The sequence below is a fragment of the Plectonema radiosum NIES-515 genome (assembly GCF_025753815.1).
GTDB lineage: Bacteria > Cyanobacteriota > Cyanobacteriia > Cyanobacteriales > Nostocaceae > Hassallia > Hassallia radiosum_A.
This window is the reverse complement of record NZ_JAOWRF010000235.1, coordinates 4,984-23,099: the sequence shown is the minus strand read 5'-3', so window position 1 is coordinate 23,099 and position 18,116 is coordinate 4,984. Positions and strand designations below refer to the sequence as shown.

Annotated in this window: 17 protein-coding genes and 1 tRNA gene; 6 read left to right on the top strand and 12 right to left on the bottom strand. The window is 41.1% G+C overall.

From position 1 onward, the window contains the following. From OGM63_RS16215 to OGM63_RS16205, 3 genes are all read left to right on the top strand, one after another. Window positions 1-941, top strand: a 941-nt coding sequence (locus OGM63_RS16215) for a dihydroorotase (RefSeq protein WP_263746624.1), incomplete at its 5' end; no start/stop codon positions are given. Between the two features lie 308 nt (window positions 942-1,249). Beyond that, complete coding sequence (locus OGM63_RS16210; RefSeq protein ID WP_263746622.1) at window positions 1,250-1,522, top strand: GlsB/YeaQ/YmgE family stress response membrane protein; 273 nt, start codon at window positions 1,250-1,252, stop codon at window positions 1,520-1,522. A gap of 734 nt (window positions 1,523-2,256) precedes the next feature. Beyond that, entirely contained in the window at window positions 2,257-3,000 is a 744-nt protein-coding gene (locus OGM63_RS16205) for a cobalt-precorrin-6A reductase (RefSeq protein WP_263746621.1), read from the top strand. A 183-nt stretch (window positions 3,001-3,183) separates the two neighbouring features. Here OGM63_RS16205 and OGM63_RS16200 read toward each other — a convergent pair whose 3' ends face one another. Further along, window positions 3,184-4,353 (bottom strand): CapA family protein, encoded by a 1,170-nt coding sequence (locus OGM63_RS16200; RefSeq protein ID WP_263746620.1) that lies wholly within the window; start codon window positions 4,351-4,353, stop codon window positions 3,184-3,186. A 388-nt stretch (window positions 4,354-4,741) separates the two neighbouring features. Here OGM63_RS16200 and OGM63_RS16195 point away from each other — a divergent pair, with 388 nt between their 5' ends. Further along, a complete protein-coding gene (locus tag OGM63_RS16195) occupies window positions 4,742-4,900 on the top strand; it encodes a hypothetical protein (protein ID WP_263746619.1) in 159 nt (52 codons plus the stop codon). Window positions 4,901-4,908: 8 nt separating this feature from the next. Here OGM63_RS16195 and OGM63_RS16190 read toward each other — a convergent pair whose 3' ends face one another. The 10 genes from OGM63_RS16190 to OGM63_RS16140 form a co-directional block, all read right to left on the bottom strand. Next, window positions 4,909-6,522: a purple acid phosphatase family protein gene (locus OGM63_RS16190; RefSeq protein ID WP_263746618.1), complete on the bottom strand. Its 1,614-nt coding sequence runs from the start codon at window positions 6,520-6,522 to the stop codon at window positions 4,909-4,911. Between the two features lie 218 nt (window positions 6,523-6,740). Next, window positions 6,741-8,105 carry an MATE family efflux transporter gene (locus OGM63_RS16185; RefSeq protein ID WP_263746617.1) on the bottom strand — a complete coding sequence of 455 codons (1,365 nt, stop codon included), beginning with the start codon at window positions 8,103-8,105 and terminating at the stop codon, window positions 6,741-6,743. Continuing rightward, entirely contained in the window at window positions 8,102-8,983 is an 882-nt protein-coding gene (locus OGM63_RS16180) for a phytanoyl-CoA dioxygenase family protein (RefSeq protein WP_263746616.1), read from the bottom strand. Before OGM63_RS16180 ends, OGM63_RS16185 begins: the two co-directional genes overlap by 4 nt. A gap of 101 nt (window positions 8,984-9,084) precedes the next feature. After that, window positions 9,085-9,864: a methyltransferase domain-containing protein gene (locus OGM63_RS16175; protein WP_263746615.1), complete on the bottom strand. Its 780-nt coding sequence runs from the start codon at window positions 9,862-9,864 to the stop codon at window positions 9,085-9,087. 54 nt (window positions 9,865-9,918) lie between these two features. Further along, on the bottom strand, window positions 9,919-10,167 hold the full coding sequence (locus tag OGM63_RS16170) for a chorismate mutase (protein WP_263746627.1): 249 nt from the start codon (window positions 10,165-10,167) through the stop codon (window positions 9,919-9,921). A 75-nt stretch (window positions 10,168-10,242) separates the two neighbouring features. Then, window positions 10,243-12,417, bottom strand: a complete 2,175-nt coding sequence (gene pabB, locus OGM63_RS16165; protein WP_318528471.1) for an aminodeoxychorismate synthase component I — start codon at window positions 12,415-12,417, stop codon at window positions 10,243-10,245. Window positions 12,418-13,227: 810 nt separating this feature from the next. Then, window positions 13,228-13,301 (bottom strand) — tRNA-Pro (locus OGM63_RS16155). Window positions 13,302-13,416: 115 nt separating this feature from the next. Further along, window positions 13,417-13,782: a DUF1818 family protein gene (locus OGM63_RS16150; RefSeq protein ID WP_263746614.1), complete on the bottom strand. Its 366-nt coding sequence runs from the start codon at window positions 13,780-13,782 to the stop codon at window positions 13,417-13,419. An 80-nt stretch (window positions 13,783-13,862) separates the two neighbouring features. Further along, window positions 13,863-14,363 carry a hypothetical protein gene (locus OGM63_RS16145; RefSeq protein ID WP_263746613.1) on the bottom strand — a complete coding sequence of 167 codons (501 nt, stop codon included), beginning with the start codon at window positions 14,361-14,363 and terminating at the stop codon, window positions 13,863-13,865. Window positions 14,364-14,477: 114 nt separating this feature from the next. Next, window positions 14,478-14,714 (bottom strand): DNA-directed RNA polymerase subunit omega, encoded by a 237-nt coding sequence (locus OGM63_RS16140; RefSeq protein ID WP_263746625.1) that lies wholly within the window; start codon window positions 14,712-14,714, stop codon window positions 14,478-14,480. A gap of 136 nt (window positions 14,715-14,850) precedes the next feature. On the opposite strand from OGM63_RS16140, the gene OGM63_RS16135 reads away from it, so the two are divergent. Together OGM63_RS16135 and OGM63_RS16130 are read left to right on the top strand one after the other, a co-directional pair. Beyond that, window positions 14,851-15,273: a fasciclin domain-containing protein gene (locus OGM63_RS16135; protein ID WP_263746612.1), complete on the top strand. Its 423-nt coding sequence runs from the start codon at window positions 14,851-14,853 to the stop codon at window positions 15,271-15,273. Window positions 15,274-15,681: 408 nt separating this feature from the next. Continuing rightward, window positions 15,682-15,996, top strand: a complete 315-nt coding sequence (locus tag OGM63_RS16130) for a hypothetical protein (protein WP_263746611.1) — start codon at window positions 15,682-15,684, stop codon at window positions 15,994-15,996. A gap of 390 nt (window positions 15,997-16,386) precedes the next feature. Here OGM63_RS16130 and OGM63_RS16125 read toward each other — a convergent pair whose 3' ends face one another. Then, complete coding sequence (locus tag OGM63_RS16125) at window positions 16,387-17,847, bottom strand: glycoside hydrolase family 13 protein (protein WP_263746610.1); 1,461 nt, start codon at window positions 17,845-17,847, stop codon at window positions 16,387-16,389. Window positions 17,848-18,116 lie beyond the last annotated feature (269 nt).

Genomic DNA, 18,116 nt, shown 5'->3' with positions numbered 1-18,116 from the left:
CTCCCCACTCCCCCCATCCCCCACTCCTCCCCTCCTCCCCTCTCCCCCTCCTCCAACTCTGGGGTGCGATCACTCAGGATGTTGCGGGGAAGCAGATGACGGAATTGGCGGATTTGGCGGCTTCTGGGGTGGTTGGTTTTGCTGATGGCAGAAACTTGGAAAATTTGGGGCTGGTGCGTCGAGTGTTGGAATATCTCCAACATGCGGGGAAACCGATCGCTTTTTGGTGTTGCGATCGCCTGATTATGTCCAATGGAGTCATGCGCGAAGGACAAGACTCTATTCGCCTAGGTTTACCAGGCAATCCCGCTATCTCTGAAACTGCGGCTCTAGCTTCGGTGTTGGAATTAGTCGCCGCCATCGGTACCCCTGTCCATATCATGCGCGTTTCCACCGCCCGCAGTGTCGAACTTATCGCCTCAGCCAAGTCTCAGGGCTTACCCGTCACAGCCAGCACTACTTGGATGCACCTTTTACTTGACACTAAGGTAATTAAGAGTTATAATACAAACCTGCGTTTAGAACCACCTTTAGGTAATCCCAGCGATTTAAAGGCTTTGCGTGCAGGTGTGCGGATGGGAATTGTGGATGCGATCGCGATTGACCATACACCGCATACTTACGAAGAAAAAGTGCAAGCGTTTGCGGAAGCTTTACCAGGGGCAATTGGTTTAGAGTTAGCATTACCCCTACTGTGGCATTATTTGGTAGAAAGCGGTGAATTTACAGCTTTGGAATTATGGAAAGCTTTAAGTAATCGTCCAGCAGAGTGTTTAGGACAGAAAATGAGTGCGATCGTCAAAAGTGAAAAAGCAGAATTAACTTTATTTAACCCCCAAGAAAGCTGGAAAGTTAATCGCGAAAATCTCTACACTTTATCTAGTAATACTCCTTGGTTGGGACAACAGTTAACAGGTCGTGTGGTGCAAACTTGGTGTTAACAGAGCGAATATAAGTCCTACTTTATATTCACAACACCTAACTCTTACAGTAGAGGAAAGAAGTAATTAGAAATGCATATACTGCAATAATTACCAAGCAATAATCTTATATGCTTCTAGTTTTAGACCGACTAGAAGCTTTTTTTAATTTATTAGTTATACGTATTGAGGCGTATGTCAAAAGAAATAATAACAATTAAACTATTCCTTGAGGCTAATAATAATTAGTTCTGTTGGTATATTGGATGCACGGGTTTAAATTGTTATTGTGTATTTGTGAGAAAAAACCTTCACCAAATTAACGGAACATGAATATTGTTGCTTGGATTGTTTTAGGTCTAATTGCTGGGGCAATTGCGAAGGCTATCTACCCAGGTCATCAAGGTGGCGGAATTTTAGGAACCATTTTATTAGGAATCATCGGTGCTTTTGTTGGCGGTAGTTTGGGCGTATTCTTTAGTACAGGAACTCTTGCCCTAGCAGCTCCTACTTTCAGCATACCTGGTATTTTAGTCGCAGTTCTTGGTGCAATGGTCGCAGTCTTCTTGTGGAATTTAATCAACCGCAGTAGTGCTGTGTAATCAGTTCAATTGCCATCAAATAATAATATACTTCGGGGAACTCGAACTATATTTATCCCTGAATTTAATTAAAGCTGTAGCGCTTGCCCGTAGTTAGGTAAGCGCTTATTATTATGTTTTTAGCTAAAAATTAATTCCAGATATTAGACAACCTATTTGAAAATGAACTATGCGTTGCCCGAACCCCAAGAGACGTTCCGGCGGAACGTCTTTTCTGGAGATGCCTATTATATCCCAAGTTAGGACACATATTGTATTAGACATCTCCAAAAATTAAATATGCGTTATCCAAAACCCTTGATTAGACGTAGCACATGCAACGTCTCTACATTCATTTTCACGTCTATGTCTATTAGACATCTCCAGAAATGAACTATGCGTTGCCCAAAACCCTTGATTAGACGTAGCACTGCTACGTCTCTACATTCATTTTCACGTCTATGTCTATTGTAGAGATGGGGACAGTTGCGTATTTTTCCACTTCTTCGCTTTCCTCCCCCTCCCCCCAAAACGTGCCACCCCGTTGTCGCAAGTGCTGTCGTCAAGGAAGAAATAAAGGAAAAAAAATGTGGTCTAAATAGCAATACGGTTCAGTTAAGCCTAAAATCCGAGTGTAGAGACGCGAAATTTCGCGTCTCTACAGGTCAAAAATCAGTACCAAAAATCCTTAACTGAACCGTATTGGTCTAAATAGATGAAAATTGCTGTTAATAAGCAGAGACCTGATGTAAAATATGAAGCGGGTATTAATTCTGGGTGGAACGGGTGATGCAGCTGAATTAGCGGCGAAAGCGGCAAATCTTCCAGGAATTGAGGTGATGGTGTCCCTTGCTGGTCGCACTCGTCAACCAAAAAATTTGGCTCTTAATACACGGATTGGTGGGTTTGGTGGTGTAGCCGGATTAACTGCATATCTGCGTGATGAAGCAATTGATTTGCTCGTTGATGCTACCCATCCCTTTGCAGCCCAAATATCGGTGAATGCCGCTGCATCTGCGGCTGAGGTAAACATTCCCGCATTGATGTTGGTGCGACCGATGTGGGAGCGAGTTATGGGGGACAATTGGATAGAAGTTGAAAGCATTGAAACTGCTGCCCAGAAGTTAAGCGATCGCACAAAGCGAGTTTTTCTCACAATTGGCAGACAAGAACTTGCGGCTTTTGCCCACCTTCAAGATATCTGGTTTCTCATGCGGATGATTGACCCACCACAATTGAATACTTTGGTGCCAAAAGGTTTACTGTTATACGACCGGGGACCTTTCATACTAGCAGACGAACGACAACTGTTGATTCACCACGCGATCGACACTGTTGTAAGTAAGAATAGCGGTGGTGATGCAACTTACGCCAAAATTATTGCTGCACGAGAGTTAAATATCCCTGTGGTGATGGTACAGCGTCCGGCAATTCCAGAGGGTGATCGAGTTGCAAATGTAGAAGCCGCGTTGGATTGGTTGATGGGTCATGTGATATAATTTCCAGCTAATACAGTACCCTATCGCTTGAATCGAATACATGATTAGACGTAGCACAGAATCGTCTAATCATGGAGAGGGGTTTTATATATATGTACGAACTTAGGAGTGAAATCTGCTCTATGTGATACAAATCATTCTCTTTTCCCCTGGAATTCGTGCAAGAGCAGTAAAACTGCACTATTATTTGATATTAGCCAAGACAATTTCTCCTTTCTTATTAATCTTTATGGGCTGATCAGGAAAATCATTCTTAATCAAATAACGTAAAAGACTGACAGTTGTAAAACGCTGATCTATGTGCGGAATTCCCTGTTTATTCATCCGAACCGGGATAATTTTACTTCCTACTAATTCTCCATCAGGGTTCATTTTCACTTCTAAAATCATTGAATAACCAGTTTCGGCTTCTGTTGATAAAGTCCGGTATCCGAGAAAATTTCCTAATGAATAAGCGATAAGTTTTCCTTTATAGATTTCCATTGCTCTAGGAACGTGAGGTCCATGTCCTATAACTAAATCTGCACCGGCATCAATCATTGTCCGAGCAAATTTCATTGAATTTCCTCGGTCTTCTCCATAGAAATATTCTGTCTGATTTTTAACATGCATTGCCCCCGTTCCTTCCGCTCCTGCCTGCATGGAAATAATTACCAGATTGGCATTTGTTCTAGCTTCTTGAACGAGAGCTTTAGCTGCTTCTAAATTGTGCACTGAGTTATAAATGTCATAAGTAGTAAATCCAATCATCGCTACCGGGACATTACGAACTTGTTTATAAAGAATTTGATTTTTATGACCTAATGTTTCAATGCCAACTGCGGCAAGATTGTTAACTGTATCTCGAAATCCTACCTTGCCAAAGTCTAATGCATGATTGTTTGCCATATTGAAAACATCAAACCCAACATCAGCAAACAACTGTGCATATGCTGGTGGGGAACGAAAAGCAAAAGTTTGTCCTTGATTGATATCTTTGGAAGAATAGGGATAGGTAGTTAAACTAGTTTCCAAATTGCCAAATAATAAATCGGCTCTTTCTAAGTATGCTCGCACCGACTTTGGTATTAGCTGATTGCGATCGCGTGGAAGTCTGTTATTAGGGTAATTAGTACCAGGAATCACATCCCCCACAGCTTGAATCGTTATGTAGTCAGATTTTGGCTCCTCAAAACCTGGCAGTGGTGTGTATTCCGGTTCATATCCTGGTAAAAGAGGTATCGCTTGCTCTGTTGTTGCAGCTTGCGATCGCTGCACTTGCCCAAAGCGGATGAATATTCCCATACTAATGCCTACACAAAAACAGAAACTGATAAAACTCAACGGGAGTAATCGTCCAATTGTATTTGCCATATTTCCACTAGTTCTACTCTTCAGATTATGCGATTAGTTTATCTCAAAAATGGGGAATTTTTGGGATAAATTAAGGTCTTCTCTTTGCAAATCTTGATTATGTATGCACTCATCTACGGAAAAGATGCAGAGAGGACGATTTATCGCGTTTCTACAAGGGTTTCAGGTAACGCATAACAACGCTCTCCCCCGTCTTTAAACACGGGGTTTATCCCTATTTCCACTTTCGCGTGTCTAATAGACATCTCCAAAAATGAACTATGCGTTGTCCGAAATCCTTGATTAGACGTAGCACATGCAACGTCTCTACATTCTTTTCCGGAGATGTCTAATGGTATAACTACAAAATTGCATCACTTGATAGGGAAATATAGCGGTCAAGGGTTGAGTGAGCTACATAAAACCTCACCCCCGGAGTTCCGCACACCCTTCTTTTTGCACTTTAGTGCTAACACCCGAAGAAGCTGCATTACAGTTACAACAAGAACGACAATGCCCTGAACAATTAGCGGAAAGATTGAAATCTCTTGGCATTGACTTAGACTAAATAAGCAACTATTTCAACTGAAACTCATCAAATTTAACTACTTCTGAATCTGGTTTGCGAGTATCAAAGCAATAGCTGCTAATTGTACCGATTTCTGTGTCGAAGATGCTAAAAACAGTGATGTCATTATTAGCAATATAAGGTAAAGGTTTACCATCTTCATCTAACAGTGGGGCAATTGATGGTATAATTGGCTCGAAATCATTTGGATCGCCAATTTTTGCATAATCTTCTTGATACCCAATTGGCACTTCTCGCTTGTTTTCACCCCAATTAGCACCGTAAGAATTACCAACATTAGATGTTTCCAAAAAGTGCATTCCCGATTTGCTAACAAAGCGATTCCACAAATGCGAATGCCCATAAAATACAAGTTGCACTTCAGCCGCTTCTAGTAACGGTATAATATCCCGAATAATATAATCTGCATTTTTGGGATATTCGTAACGCACTGCTGTAATATTACCATCTTCTCGTTCAATTATCTGCACTGGATCGGTATAAGCTGGGACAATATTACCACCCAAAGAATGAGGGGGATGATGGAGCATGATAACTTTGTATTTTGCTTGTTTAAACTCTAAGCTATTAAGTTCTTCTGCTAGCCAATTATATTGTTTGCTACCTTTATTAATTGCCTCATAAATGTGCTGTCCGTAACCCCAATTTTCACTTGTTTGAAAATCAACTTTCCGTTCACGATATCGACCTTTTGCGTCTGCATCCATATTAGGAGTTCGCCACATATTTGTCGCATAAAGTACTACCAGACGCACGTCACCAAAGCTAGTCGCATAATAAGTTTTACCACCTTCTATACTTTGCGGTAGGGTGAAAATTTCTTCGTAAGTATCGGTGTTAAAAGAATTATCTTTCAGGGATTTTTCCCCATACAACTTTTGAGCAACTGTACGAGGAATCGTATCATCAAACTCATCGTTTAAACTTTCTGTTCTGGCACGTCCCATAATTTCATGATTGCCAATGCAAGTAAACATTGGTGCATGTTGAATTATTTGCCCGCCAGTGTAAGATGTATTATCTATTTTATAATTGGCGCGACCTTGCAAACACGGAAAGAAAGCACCACCACGATTATCATCAAACCATTCACTAGCGCGATCGCTCACATTCACCAAATCACCCGCAAACCAAACTGCATCGACTCGTCCAACAGTCTCCACACATGATTGCAGATTTGCTGCTACCATCGGCTTGATTTGATGGTCAGAAGTAAGTAAAATTTTCAGCGGTGTACCTGGTTTTGGTGAAGGTGCAAGGGTAAAGATATCGCTGCTAACACTCTCACCATCTTCTCGCACACTCGTGACGCAATAGTTCACCCGCACACCAAAAGTTAAACCAGTAACCTCAGCTTCGTGTCGCGAAATATCGCGTTTGACTGGTTGTTGATATTGTGTTTGATTTGCTACTTGGGAGTTTTGGTCTTCTCGTGTGCGACTTAGTTTAATTGTAGTAGCAACGGCTATTTTATCGAGATTTTCGCCATAAGTGACTGTGTGTTGAGAACCGACAAACTCGGTAAACCAAACAACTCGTATTGAAGTTTCTGTGGGTAGTTGCAGAAACGGATCGGTTAGCAGTTGGGGTGCGGATGTCATATGCATGGATTATAAACCGCAGATAAACGCAGATAGACGCAGATAATTATCTCAACATTATCGGGCACAGGGTGCGATCGCTATACCCAAGTTCTCTGCTACTTGATAAAACCTATTTGCTTGGCTTTGGAGTAAGCTAGCATCATTATAATTTTCCCTTGTGAAAATGCAAGCCTTTACATAGTTAATATGGTTAATGTTTCCTTAGCTTTATATCTTCATACAGAATTGGTATTACTATCAAGAGAAGATTTAAGTGTTTTTGATACTTGTGTGCTTAACACGATGATGATTACTACAAAATACAACCATAGAGATAACCACAGAATATGATTACTATGGGTGTACCAAGCAACAAAAGCCATCGGGGTAAATCCTAGACCAAAGGCGATTAAAGCCGTATTACGCAATAATTTTCCTTCTATTAGACCAATAAAATATCCTTCTAAAACAAAAGAAACAGCCAGTGTTCCTAATATCGGAATTAGCCAGATGACATAACTTTGAATATCATTAACAACTTCAAGATTATTGGTAAATAATCCAAATATAAATTTAGGAAAGCAGACAAGAGTAAACGCTAAAATGGACGACAAAAGTAAGCTGGTTCCAATTGAGAATCGAATCAAAGATTTCATTAGCTGATAGTTACCTTCACCTTTAAAGATTCCAGCAAAGCTGGAAGTAGCATATCCAACTCCTTGGATGATATAAATGCTAGTGTCAATAATCTTCAATAGCAGCCCGTTTTGTATCAGGATAGCTACCCCAAGAGCTGAACTTAGATTGGTGAAAATCAGTAAAGTCGAAAAAAACGACAGATATCGAATCAATAAATTTCCAATAAAGGTGAAAGTCGCCTTAAATGCTGCCCAATTCCATATCTGAGAAATTGTTGATGATAGAGTTTTACTAGGAATTTCCACAAGCACAATTATCAGCCCAATTATCAATGCTAAATACTGACTAATTGCGGCGGCTATTCCAGCACCTGCGCTTTCCAAACCTAATTGAACAATAAATAAGTACGCTAGTAAAATATTAATGCCGTTGACTACGCAAGACAGAAATAAGTTAGTAGAATTCTTTTGCTGCCCCAAAAACCAACCAATCAGGACATAGTTTAGGGCAATTGCTGGTGCGCCCCAGATACGAGTATTAAAGTAAGCAATTGCTGCATCTTTCACTCCAGGAGCCGGATTTAGAAGCGCAAACCCAACTATTTGTAGAGGAAATTGCAAGACTACAATTAGAACTCCAATACTCAGAGCAACTATACCATTTCTATATAGGGTGAGAGCGATCGCCTCTGAGTCATCCTCTCCCACTGCTTGAGCTGTCATAGCATTGGTTGCAGACCGTAAACAAGGGAACAATTGGTAAATATATTCAAACAAAATTGTTGCCAGAAGGACACCAGCTAAATCTTCGATGTCTGCCAAATGACCCAAGAGGACTGCATCAACTAAACCCACCAATGGGATAATCAGGTTGGAGAGGATATTGATAATTGACAACCAATAGAACTGAGGGACGAAATCCTCTATAGAGACAAAGAGTGTATCGGTTTTTGTCGAATTCATTTACGCTTTAGCAATCGCTTATTTTCCATAACCGAATTTTTCTGATGAGTTGCAATCACGTCTTCCGGAAACTTTGCCAGGTCTGTACCTCGCATGAAATCTGTCAATAAGGCAACTGTTGAATAAGAATCGATATTGGTTGCACCACTGTTTGTTACAATGTCATCGTAATGCACAGTTCTGAAGTCAAGACTTAAGCGTGTTGACCCTGATGTATTGGGAACAGCAGAGTGCATCTGCGCCCCTGAAAAGAGAATCAATCCCCCTGCTGGACAGACGATCCGAATTTCCGGCTCAATTTCGATCTGTTTTTCTGGATGCGGAAATTCAGCTTCGCGGAAGTTCGTTTTATAGTCCTTCTCAAACCCACTAGAATCATTATTGACGGGCTGATTCCAGTAGCGGGGGTGAAATGCAACAGTACGCTCAGACTCCAAATCATAGATAGGAATCCACCAGTTAAGCAAGCACATAGGGGCTGCATACCAAGTGTCACGGTGAGGATCATGGAAAAGACCTTCAGCATTAGGAAGATAACCTCTAGTGGGTGCCATCCGTAACTGAGGTAAATCAAAATAGGTTTTGCTTAAATCACATTCAAATTCCTTCAGGACTGCTTGAATCATCTGCTTGGTGTGAGGATGATTCATCAGTGTTTGCTTAAAGTCAGACTCAATCGCCAGAAACTCGTCTACAGGTAGGCTATACTCCGCTTTTGTGGGATCGAGTGAACCAAATCCTTTCTCAACCAAATTCCGCACAAATTGGCTCAGATCAATGGTACTGGAGCGTGGGGAGAAGACAAACAATTGTCCATTGTAGATTTGCTGTCGCCTTACTGTGTCGTTACTCAACGAATCAAAGTAAATAGTATTCACATTAATTAACCCTTCAATTCAATTAATATTTACACAACTGGTATACTATTTAATTGGAGAATTTTGCCCCTAAATTCAGCAATACTTCACCTTATTCTCAATTATTTAATTCCTGTAACAGCATAAAAATTCCTAGTAAATAAGAATTCATCTTCCTTGACTTGGTTAGTAAGAAATTCTAACCAAGCATCTGCTTGATCCACAGGAAATCCTTCTGCAACAATCCAATTGCGAATCCGTTCAAAAAATGAACGATCAAAGTTGCGATCAATACGGACAGAAGCATCAACTTGAATATTTGTTAAACCTAGTTTCTTAAACATACTGGGCAACTTGCGTCCAATCCATCCATCACTCCAATAATCAGCTGCCGCATTGAGAACCTTTCTAGTGAGTTGTTTTTCACCCGGATATAGCACAGCAGTTTCAAAATCCTGATCCATGACAGCGACCTTTCCTCCAGGCTTTGTCACTCTCACCATTTCTTTCAAGATATCTAGAGAGTTCGGCACATGAGCCAGAACAGTAGAAACATAGACTAAATCAAACGTGTCTGAAGGATAGGGTAATTGGCTGGCATCAGCCATCTGAATATGGAAGTCTGGAAAACGGCTAACAGCATTCTTTATCAGATATTCGTCAAGGTCAACACCATAAAAAGATGCCGTGGGGTCACTCAGTTTCTGGCTGCAAAAATTAAGTAAATGTCCCGTTCCACAACCTACATCCAGAATTTTGTTTGGTGTAAAATCAGACAAAACACCACTAAAAAACCAAAGGGCGATCGCTGTATAGTAAGTCTCAAATCGATCAAGTAAAACTTTTTCCGCAGCTACAGCCTTTTCCTCTGAAAAACTGGATACTCTAGCATCAAGAATCATTAGGGATTGTCCTTTCTATTATTTATTTTTGAGTTTTTTTGGCAAGCTGACTACTTAATTTTCTTCAATGATTTCATCTTCTATTCTACAACTTTCCTGAATAATTAAGTCGTACAAATCAAGCATAAAATCTTTACTGATTCTCTTCTGAAATCCTAAATCCTGACGACGCTTTTTCACTTCTTCTACTCGTCCAGGTTGCATCATCGGAATTTTTTCGGTTTTTTTGAAATGAGCAACTTCTCTACAAACTTGAAAGCGTTTACTTAACGCTTCAATAATTTGTTCGTCTAAGGCATCGATTTCTTTTCTAAACTGTTCGAGTTGATTAATGGCTGATTTTTACCTTAATACATCAAACACATTTCCATCCTCTTTTTAGCTCATGATTGACGCAGTTAATTTTTCATAATTATCAGCAGTTGTTGTTTCTAATCCTACAATGGAATACATATCTGGCTCAAACGTACCCTGCATCGTCAGTACCATAGTTTGGATTAAAGCTTTCGCTTTGAGTAGCGTTTCCTGAAACTCCATCTCAGGATTAGAAAGCGCTATAACTCCCCCACCGATACCAATGGAGGTTTGATGAGGAGTCAAAACAGCAGTCCGAATCACAATATTCAAATCAGCCGAACCATTCAAGCCCAAAAAGCCGATCGCTCCAGAATACACTCCTCGAGCCTCTTGTTCTAAGCGATCAATTATTTGCATAGTACGGATTTTGGGGGCGCCGGTCATCGATCCTCCTGGAAATGAGGACTGAATGCAATCCACCGCTTGTAAGTCTGCTCGCAACTGTCCCCGTACCGTTGTCACCAATTGATGTACTGTTGCATAGGTTTCTACATCCATTAATTTTGGTACATGGACACTACCAACTTCACAGACTCGTCCCAAATCATTGCGTAACAAATCCACAATCATGAGATTTTCAGCCCGGTCTTTTTCGCTGTTGCGTAACTGTTCCCGTAGGACAAAATCTTCTTCTGGGGTTTTTCCTCGCGGCAGGGTTCCTTTTATGGGCTTAGTTTCTACCCATTTTTTTCGATCAATCTTGAGAAACCGTTCTGGAGATGAGCAAGCGATCGCAATCTCACCAAAGCGCAAAAATGCAGAGTAGGGAGCAGGATTAATTTGACGTAATGTGCGATAAAACGTCAATGGATCGGGAGTCGCATCGGTGTGAAGCTGATTCGTCAGGCAAACTTGATAGGTTTCTCCTTCGTGAATTTCCTTCAAGCATTGATGAATATCTTGGATGTAAGTCTGGTGAGTGCGATGCAAATGGAACTTAATTGGCTCTTGATTTCCCTGAGGTACAATTTTTGGCAGAGGAGCAAGGGTTTCGAGTTGTTGTTGGATACTATCAAACCAAGTTTCTACCTCTTGTGTTTGTCCTTTTTTGACTAGTTGCAGCAAATAAAGACACTGTTCTTGATGATCCATCGCAATCATGCGATCGGCAAGTAAAAAAATAGCATCGGGTAAGGGAGAAGAATGTACTAATTGCCCTCCACACTCTGCCTTGAGTTCATAACCAAAATAGCCAACAAACCCACAGTTAAAATCAAAAGGTAGTTCATCCGATTGACAACGCCGATAGTCTATTTCCCGCTTTAGATACTCAAAAATATTTTCACTGCGACGGATCACGGTATCTGATTGTGCGATCGTGAGTTCTTGCCTTTGGATATAATAGCGTACCAATAGACTGTTTTCCCCACTCCCATCGCCCATAAACGAAAAGCGAGATAAACCAGGTTCCACACGGCTACTATCTAACCAAAAGGCATTTGGTGCATCCCGAAACATCTGTACAAATATTTGCTCTGTATCTGGGCAGATATCTAATTTGCGCGTGTACAGTTCAAACTTTTCGGACTCTTTTTGTTCAGGATGATTTATAGCAGAACTAACAGATCCATATCCTGTAAAATACCGCTTTGTTGAACTTCTTGACAGTTTATTCGTAAATCGTAGCGTCATATCTCTAAAGTTTTCGAGCAATTTTTGCCCATATTCTGTACAGATAGACTCTGGGTGAAACTGCACACCCCAAAAAGGTAAATAGCGATGACGCAATCCCATCACCAGTCCCGCTTCAGTCCAAGCAATCTTTTCTAAACACTCAGGTAGTTCATCAGCTACTAATAAAGAGTGATAACGCACCACTGAGAACTGATTGGGAATGCCTTGAAACAATTCAGAACCGTTGTGAAAAATTTGACTGAGTCTACCATGTCTAACTTCCGGAGCATGAATCACCCTGCCACCATGTAAGTAGCCAAGTCCTTGATGTCCCAGACAAACTCCCAGCAAGGGCATATTTGCATTCTCAATTATTTGTCGGCAAACTCCAAAATCTGCTGACTTCTCTGGACGACCAGGACCTGGAGAAATCACAATATTGTCAAATGCAATCTCTTTGATTTCATCCCAGTTAATCTGATCGTTACGAATTACTAGAGGCAGTTTTCCATTTACCTCTGCAATCATTTGGTACAGATTAAAGGTATAAGAGTCATAGTTATCAATAATTAATGTTTGCATAAAAAAGTAACACCACAAGATTTCTGGTGCGATCAAAATGTGAAACTAATAGATACCTCAACTGACGAGGATGCCTGACATTACAGAAAATCTGGAATTTTATCCTTAACCAACTAACGGAACTTAAACATTTTGGAGGCAGAAACAAGCCTCAAACCCATACAGGGCAAACAAAATACACTAAAGCTCAAAAAGGTTTGGAACCCAGATATATCAAGAAACTAGGCAAAAGGATGTCAAAGTCTCTCTGTATATACATTTGAGTGTTTTTCATGGTTACTTTTTGTCTCAATTCTATTAGAAAGTTGCCTCTAATATATGTCTGGAATCTGCATCTTTTCATAATTTTAATGAGAATGCAAGGACAGTTAAGACAGTTAAGACAGTTAAGTGAACTTTAACATGAGCAAACAAAGGTTGTCGGGAGCCAGATGCACCGAAAGACCTGCACGTCCGGTTCCCGCAGGGGAGGTGCCTTCAGAGAATACTCCCTTTCGACCTAGGAGAAACGTACTTTGTTTACTAGATATCTCCGAAAACAATCAAAGTCTCTGTGTAGAATGGCACTAACAGTAAACCAAAACACTTGTGGTTTAAGCAGTTTGCAATTCTTTGCGTAATTCATGCCGGGGTTTCGTCATCAAGGGGTAAGCTTTTGAGCCTTAAATCTATAAGGATAACTACTGTGTTAATCTGGTATGAAATTGGTACAGAGTTTAATCAATCTGCTTGAGAATAAGCTAAAAACTGAAACAGGCTAGCACTTTATAAGCACGAACCTGTAACACTTGTAACTATTTAGTTCACAAATCGGAACGTTGGGATTTGAACCCAAGACCTCCACTACCCCAAAGTGGCGCGCTACCAAGCTGCGCTACGCCCCGTTAATTGGATTTTGGATTTTGGATTTTGGGTTTTCCCAGTTTTGAATCTAAAATCAATCCAGTCAACTTGACTATACTAGCATAAGTTCAAATAAAAACAATAACTTTGATTGATTCAAAATACTTTCAGGGTTGCAGCGGCTTGGAGCAAGCCAGCAACAGCGTCAACATTCCATTTACCTTCTACACAACGCCCTGTATTGAGGATAAAGCGCAAGCTGTAGGCGTGGGGATAGCCTTCAACTTCCATCCATAATAAATGGCTTTCGGCTTCGCAGGCAATTTTCTCTTCATCCATCAATTCGTCTTTGAGTTGCTTCATGGTGTCTGCTAGCTGCGCTAGTAGCCGACAAAAGTCATTTAATTCGGCTTCGGTTAACTCGATTGCCCAATCATCTGTACCCACTAAACCTTTAAATTCACCTGCGTTAGGATTCCAGCCAATACGCCAATCAGATCCACTTTTAACTAAACGTTGCATAATTGTCGTAAATGGTTATTGGATAGTTGATAGTGGATAGTAGAGCAACTAACCACTAACAACTAACCACTAACAACTCCCTAAGTCTTGGGGGTAAAGATGTTGACTAAGATTTGCACTAAGGCGTTTCGCTGACTAATGTTAAGACGGGAAATGGCGGCTTTGTCGCCTTCTAAAGGATTTTGCCGTAAAGTATCATTACCTGGATATGTCGTCACATACATAACTTCATTTGCACCCAGGTAATCAGCCAAAGTTAACTTCCAATCTAATCGATAATTTGGCGCACGTTCTTTTACATAAACATGATACCTGAGCAGGCGACTTGCTAGGGTATTGTTTTCGGCAACTTTGCCAGATTCTTTATCGATGTATTTATTTTCTCGTGGAAAGTCGGGCAATTGTTGATAAACTTGTTGCCAAACTTCACCCGGACTAATTCTTTGGGCTATAGCGGGTTCAATACCAAAATTGGTGTGAATTAATTTGCCCACCCCTGAACTAAAAACAAGCAAACTCACTACCATTAAGGCAGTGAGTGCTTGCAGGTACGGTTGAATGAATGATGATTTTTTGCTCATCCTACCTTTGCAGAGCCGTTTTTTATTAAAGAAAGAGCGGTAATTATAGAGGATTTCAGTTTCTGGTAATTACGCGACCCTTTTATAAAGGGTACATAATCAGTCCTAGTCCCTTTATAATTCGCCAATAATTTCTGGTTGAGTAAGTTCATCAGACATCTCGATAATTGCCCGGAGTACTGGCTTCATGATCACATCTTCATTATTTTCAAAGTCTTCATAACGACGACGTTTGGCACGATTTGCCACCTGAACCGTGATGCGGTAGCGATTTGAAGCTGCACTAATCAGATCCTCAGAACGGTGCATAATTTGGGACTGAGTTGTCTCGAATTTAGAACGCTTTAGCATAGTCGGTGGATCTTCTTGGGGTCTTCCCCAGTTTAGCAGCACTAATAGATATACTGCTCTGTTGATAGAGGTTAATCGGATGATTGTCAATTTATAAGTAACTTGTAAGAGCAAATTAATTTTTTAAAGCGATCGCATGGCTAACCTTGTAGAAACTGCTGTCAAAGCCGGAAACTTCAACACCCTGCTAAAGGCTGTTAAAGCTACCAAACTCGATGAAGAAATTCTCAATACTCCTGGTTCCTATACAGTCTTTGCACCGACTGATGAAGCTTTTGCCAAGCTACCCGAAGGAACAATAGAAGCGTTGCTGCAAGATATCCCCAAGTTAAAAAAGATTGTGGCATATCATGTCAGTTTTGGCGATGTTAGGTCTGACGACTTAGCCCAAATTGATGAAGCAGAGACGGTTGAGGGTTCTGTTTTGGCGATCGAGTCTGCTGACGGCAAAATCAAAGTCAATGATGCCAATGTCCTGAAAACTGACATCCTCACCGACAATGGGGTAATTCATGTGATTGACCAAGTGTTAATGCCTGCTATGGTTGCTGGTTGCTAAAATGTTTACTCATGGCTTGGTGTGATATCCCAATTTTATCGTAAGTAGATGGGCATAAATAAACGCTCCTTAAGGTAGTAAGCGTCTCTGTCAAATCCGGTTTCTTGGATCAACCGGGTTTATGCCTTTTTTCGCGGAAATTCAAAACTAAATTGTATCGATCAATACTATAACTTACCCTAAAGATAGATGTAATTAGCTCAAAAAAATTAATATTATCAATACAGTTTGTGATAAAAATTCATGAGTTCGCATTGCAGATACTGCTAATAAAGCTTGGTCTTTGGATGAACCTTGTAAATATTACATGGCATCTTCCTAATGAAGACATTAAAGCAGCTCAAAAAGCGGTAATCACTGCTGTGAATACTATGCAATTTTTTCAAGGCAGACAGTGTAAATTAACGAATGGAGAATCTACTCATGGCAGCCGATTTAAATGCAACTATCTCAGCCTTAAAGGGTGGTTTAACTTCTATTCCTGCTGAAGCTGCGGTAAGCAATATCGAAAGCTGGGAAAACCAACTTAAGGATGCTGCACCGGAAATTGCTAGCGCTTTAGGTCAACTCAAAGTCGCTTTAGTAAATGGTACTGCTACTCCTGATTCATTAAGTCAGTTGTTAAACAGCCTTGGTGAAAAGACTTCATCTGCTGGTGCTGGTAACGCACAAGCTGAAGAGTTAGGTTCTCTACTCAAAAAAGCAGGTAGTTCATTAGGCTAGATATCTAAGTCATAGACAAACGTCGTGAAAAAGAAGAGACGTAGCATTGTGAAAAACAATGTAGAGACGTAGCATTGTGAAAAACAATGTACAGACGTAGCATTGCGAAAAACAATGTACAGACGTAGCATTGCGAAAAACAATGTACAGACGTAGCATTGCGAAAAACAATGTAGAGACGTAGCATTGTGAAAAACAATGTAGAGATGTCGCATTGTGAAAAACAATGTAGAGACCTAGCAATGCTACGTCTCTACAAGGGGTTTTCGATAACGCATATTTAACTTTTGGAGAAGTCTAATTAAAGCACAGGACAAGCGATCGCTTGCTCTCTACTTTAATATTACTTAATAAAGATGGTAAGCATTGCCTACCATCTTTATTTATTGTTTAACCTACACCCAAAATGCAGCTACTGCGTGGGGGAAGAGTCAAAGAAAGTTGCTTATCGACAGGTTTACTCCACTGAACTTCAGCGGTGCCAAATAGAAGTTTGTTGGGTTGAGATTGGAGATTTACAGATTCCAAGTTGATGAGTGCTTCCGCAGTCCCAACATTAACTGCAATTATTAATTCCTCGGTTCCCAAAATTCGCGCAAAGATGTAAACTGCTCCTTGAGCGTAAAGGACTCGATAATCCCCTGTACGCAAACATGGGTAAGAATGGCGTAAAGCAATTAGCTGACGGTGAGTATCGAGGATTTCTCGATTCCAGTTCGCATCTAAAGGAAAACCACGACGGGAGTCGGGATCGATCGCACCAGGTAAACCAACTTCATCACCATAGTAAATGCTGGGCGCACCGGGAAAGGTTAATACTAGTAAAGTTGCTAAATCTACACTCGCAACATCACCACCAGCAATTGACATCAATCTTGCCGTATCGTGACTTGCGAGCAAATTTAGTTGAGTTAGTTGAATTTCCCAAGGATAAAGTTGCAGTAGTTCTTGGATTTTTTCAGCGTACTCAGCCGCAAATAAGGGTGGATAGGGTTTGTAGTCGCGACTTTGCACTTGTTCTAAGTCTACACGAGATCCCGCCGCAAAAGCGATGGTGGGTCCTGCGAACAAGTAATTCATCACTCCGTCGAATTGGGTACCATCCAACCACTCACGAGAATCTCCCCAAACTTCACCGACAATGTATGCATCGGGATTGATCGCTTTGACGCGATCGCGAAATTCTTGCCAAAAACCAGGAGTTTTTATTTCAAAGGGCACATCTAAACGCCATCCGTCAATGCCGAATTTAATCCAATATTCGGCAATTTCCATGATATATTCGCGAACCTCCGGGTTATCGTGGTTAAATACTGGCAAGGCTCGATTTCCACCCCAACCTTCATAGTTAGCAGGATACTCACCGTTATAAGACGAAAGGGGCCAGCCTTCAATTTTAAACCAATTTACCCAAGGCGAATGAGGACCATTTTCTAAAACGTCGTGGAAAAAGAAAAAGCCGCGACTGGAGTGATTGAAAACTCCATCCAAAACAACTTTGATATTGCGATCGTGCGCTGCGTCTAGCAATTCCTTAAAAGCCGCATTGCCCCCCAGCATCGGATCTACCTGATAATAATCGTGGGTATGATAGCGGTGATTGCTAGCCGATTGAAATATGGGCGTAAAGTAAATAGCGTTAATGCCCAAATCCTGTATGTAATCTAGCTGCTCTAGAATACCCCATAAATCTCCGCCTTTGTAACCTTGGAGTGTAGGCATTGCTTCCCAATCTTCCCAACGTGCTTCATGCAAAAGCCGTTTGCGTGGCTGTTTGCTTCTGGCAAAGCGATCTGGAAAGATTTGGTAGAAAACTGCATGTTTAACCCAGTCTGGTGTTTGTATATCCATGAATCACTCTATATACCGATACTTTTTTGCTAACATTCGCTAACAAATACACTCTTTGAGAGAGGGCTTCACAGACATCGTTACAAATACTCACATATTTGTGACTCACACTTCTGATAGAAAATTATTCTTGGGGAGGAGCGGAGGAGCGGAGGAGCGGAGGAGCGGAGGAGCGGAGGAGCGGAGGAGCGGAGGAGCGGAGGAGCGGAGGAGCGGAGGAGCGGAGGAGCGGAGGAGCGGAGGAGCGGAGGAGCGGAGGAGCGGAGGAG

Excerpts from the sequence above, each read along its gene's own strand:
- OGM63_RS16150 (WP_263746614.1), bottom strand. The coding sequence starts at position 13,782 with ATGCAACGTTTAGTTAAAAGTGGATCTGATTGGCGTATTGGCTGGAAT.
- OGM63_RS16175 (WP_263746615.1), bottom strand. The coding sequence starts at position 9,864 with ATGATTCTTGATGCTAGAGTATCCAGTTTTTCAGAGGAAAAGGCTGTA.
- OGM63_RS16185 (WP_263746617.1), bottom strand. The coding sequence starts at position 8,105 with ATGAATTCGACAAAAACCGATACACTCTTTGTCTCTATAGAGGATTTC.
- OGM63_RS16205 (WP_263746621.1), top strand. The coding sequence starts at position 2,257 with ATGAAGCGGGTATTAATTCTGGGTGGAACGGGTGATGCAGCTGAATTA.
- OGM63_RS16130 (WP_263746611.1), top strand. The coding sequence starts at position 15,682 with ATGGAGAATCTACTCATGGCAGCCGATTTAAATGCAACTATCTCAGCC.
- OGM63_RS16200 (WP_263746620.1), bottom strand. The coding sequence starts at position 4,353 with ATGGCAAATACAATTGGACGATTACTCCCGTTGAGTTTTATCAGTTTC.
- pabB (WP_318528471.1), bottom strand. The coding sequence starts at position 12,417 with ATGCAAACATTAATTATTGATAACTATGACTCTTATACCTTTAATCTG.
- OGM63_RS16140 (WP_263746625.1), bottom strand. The coding sequence starts at position 14,714 with ATGCTAAAGCGTTCTAAATTCGAGACAACTCAGTCCCAAATTATGCAC.
- OGM63_RS16190 (WP_263746618.1), bottom strand. The coding sequence starts at position 6,522 with ATGACATCCGCACCCCAACTGCTAACCGATCCGTTTCTGCAACTACCC.
- OGM63_RS16135 (WP_263746612.1), top strand. The coding sequence starts at position 14,851 with ATGGCTAACCTTGTAGAAACTGCTGTCAAAGCCGGAAACTTCAACACC.
- OGM63_RS16210 (WP_263746622.1), top strand. The coding sequence starts at position 1,250 with ATGAATATTGTTGCTTGGATTGTTTTAGGTCTAATTGCTGGGGCAATT.
- OGM63_RS16145 (WP_263746613.1), bottom strand. The coding sequence starts at position 14,363 with ATGAGCAAAAAATCATCATTCATTCAACCGTACCTGCAAGCACTCACT.
- OGM63_RS16125 (WP_263746610.1), bottom strand. The coding sequence starts at position 17,847 with ATGGATATACAAACACCAGACTGGGTTAAACATGCAGTTTTCTACCAA.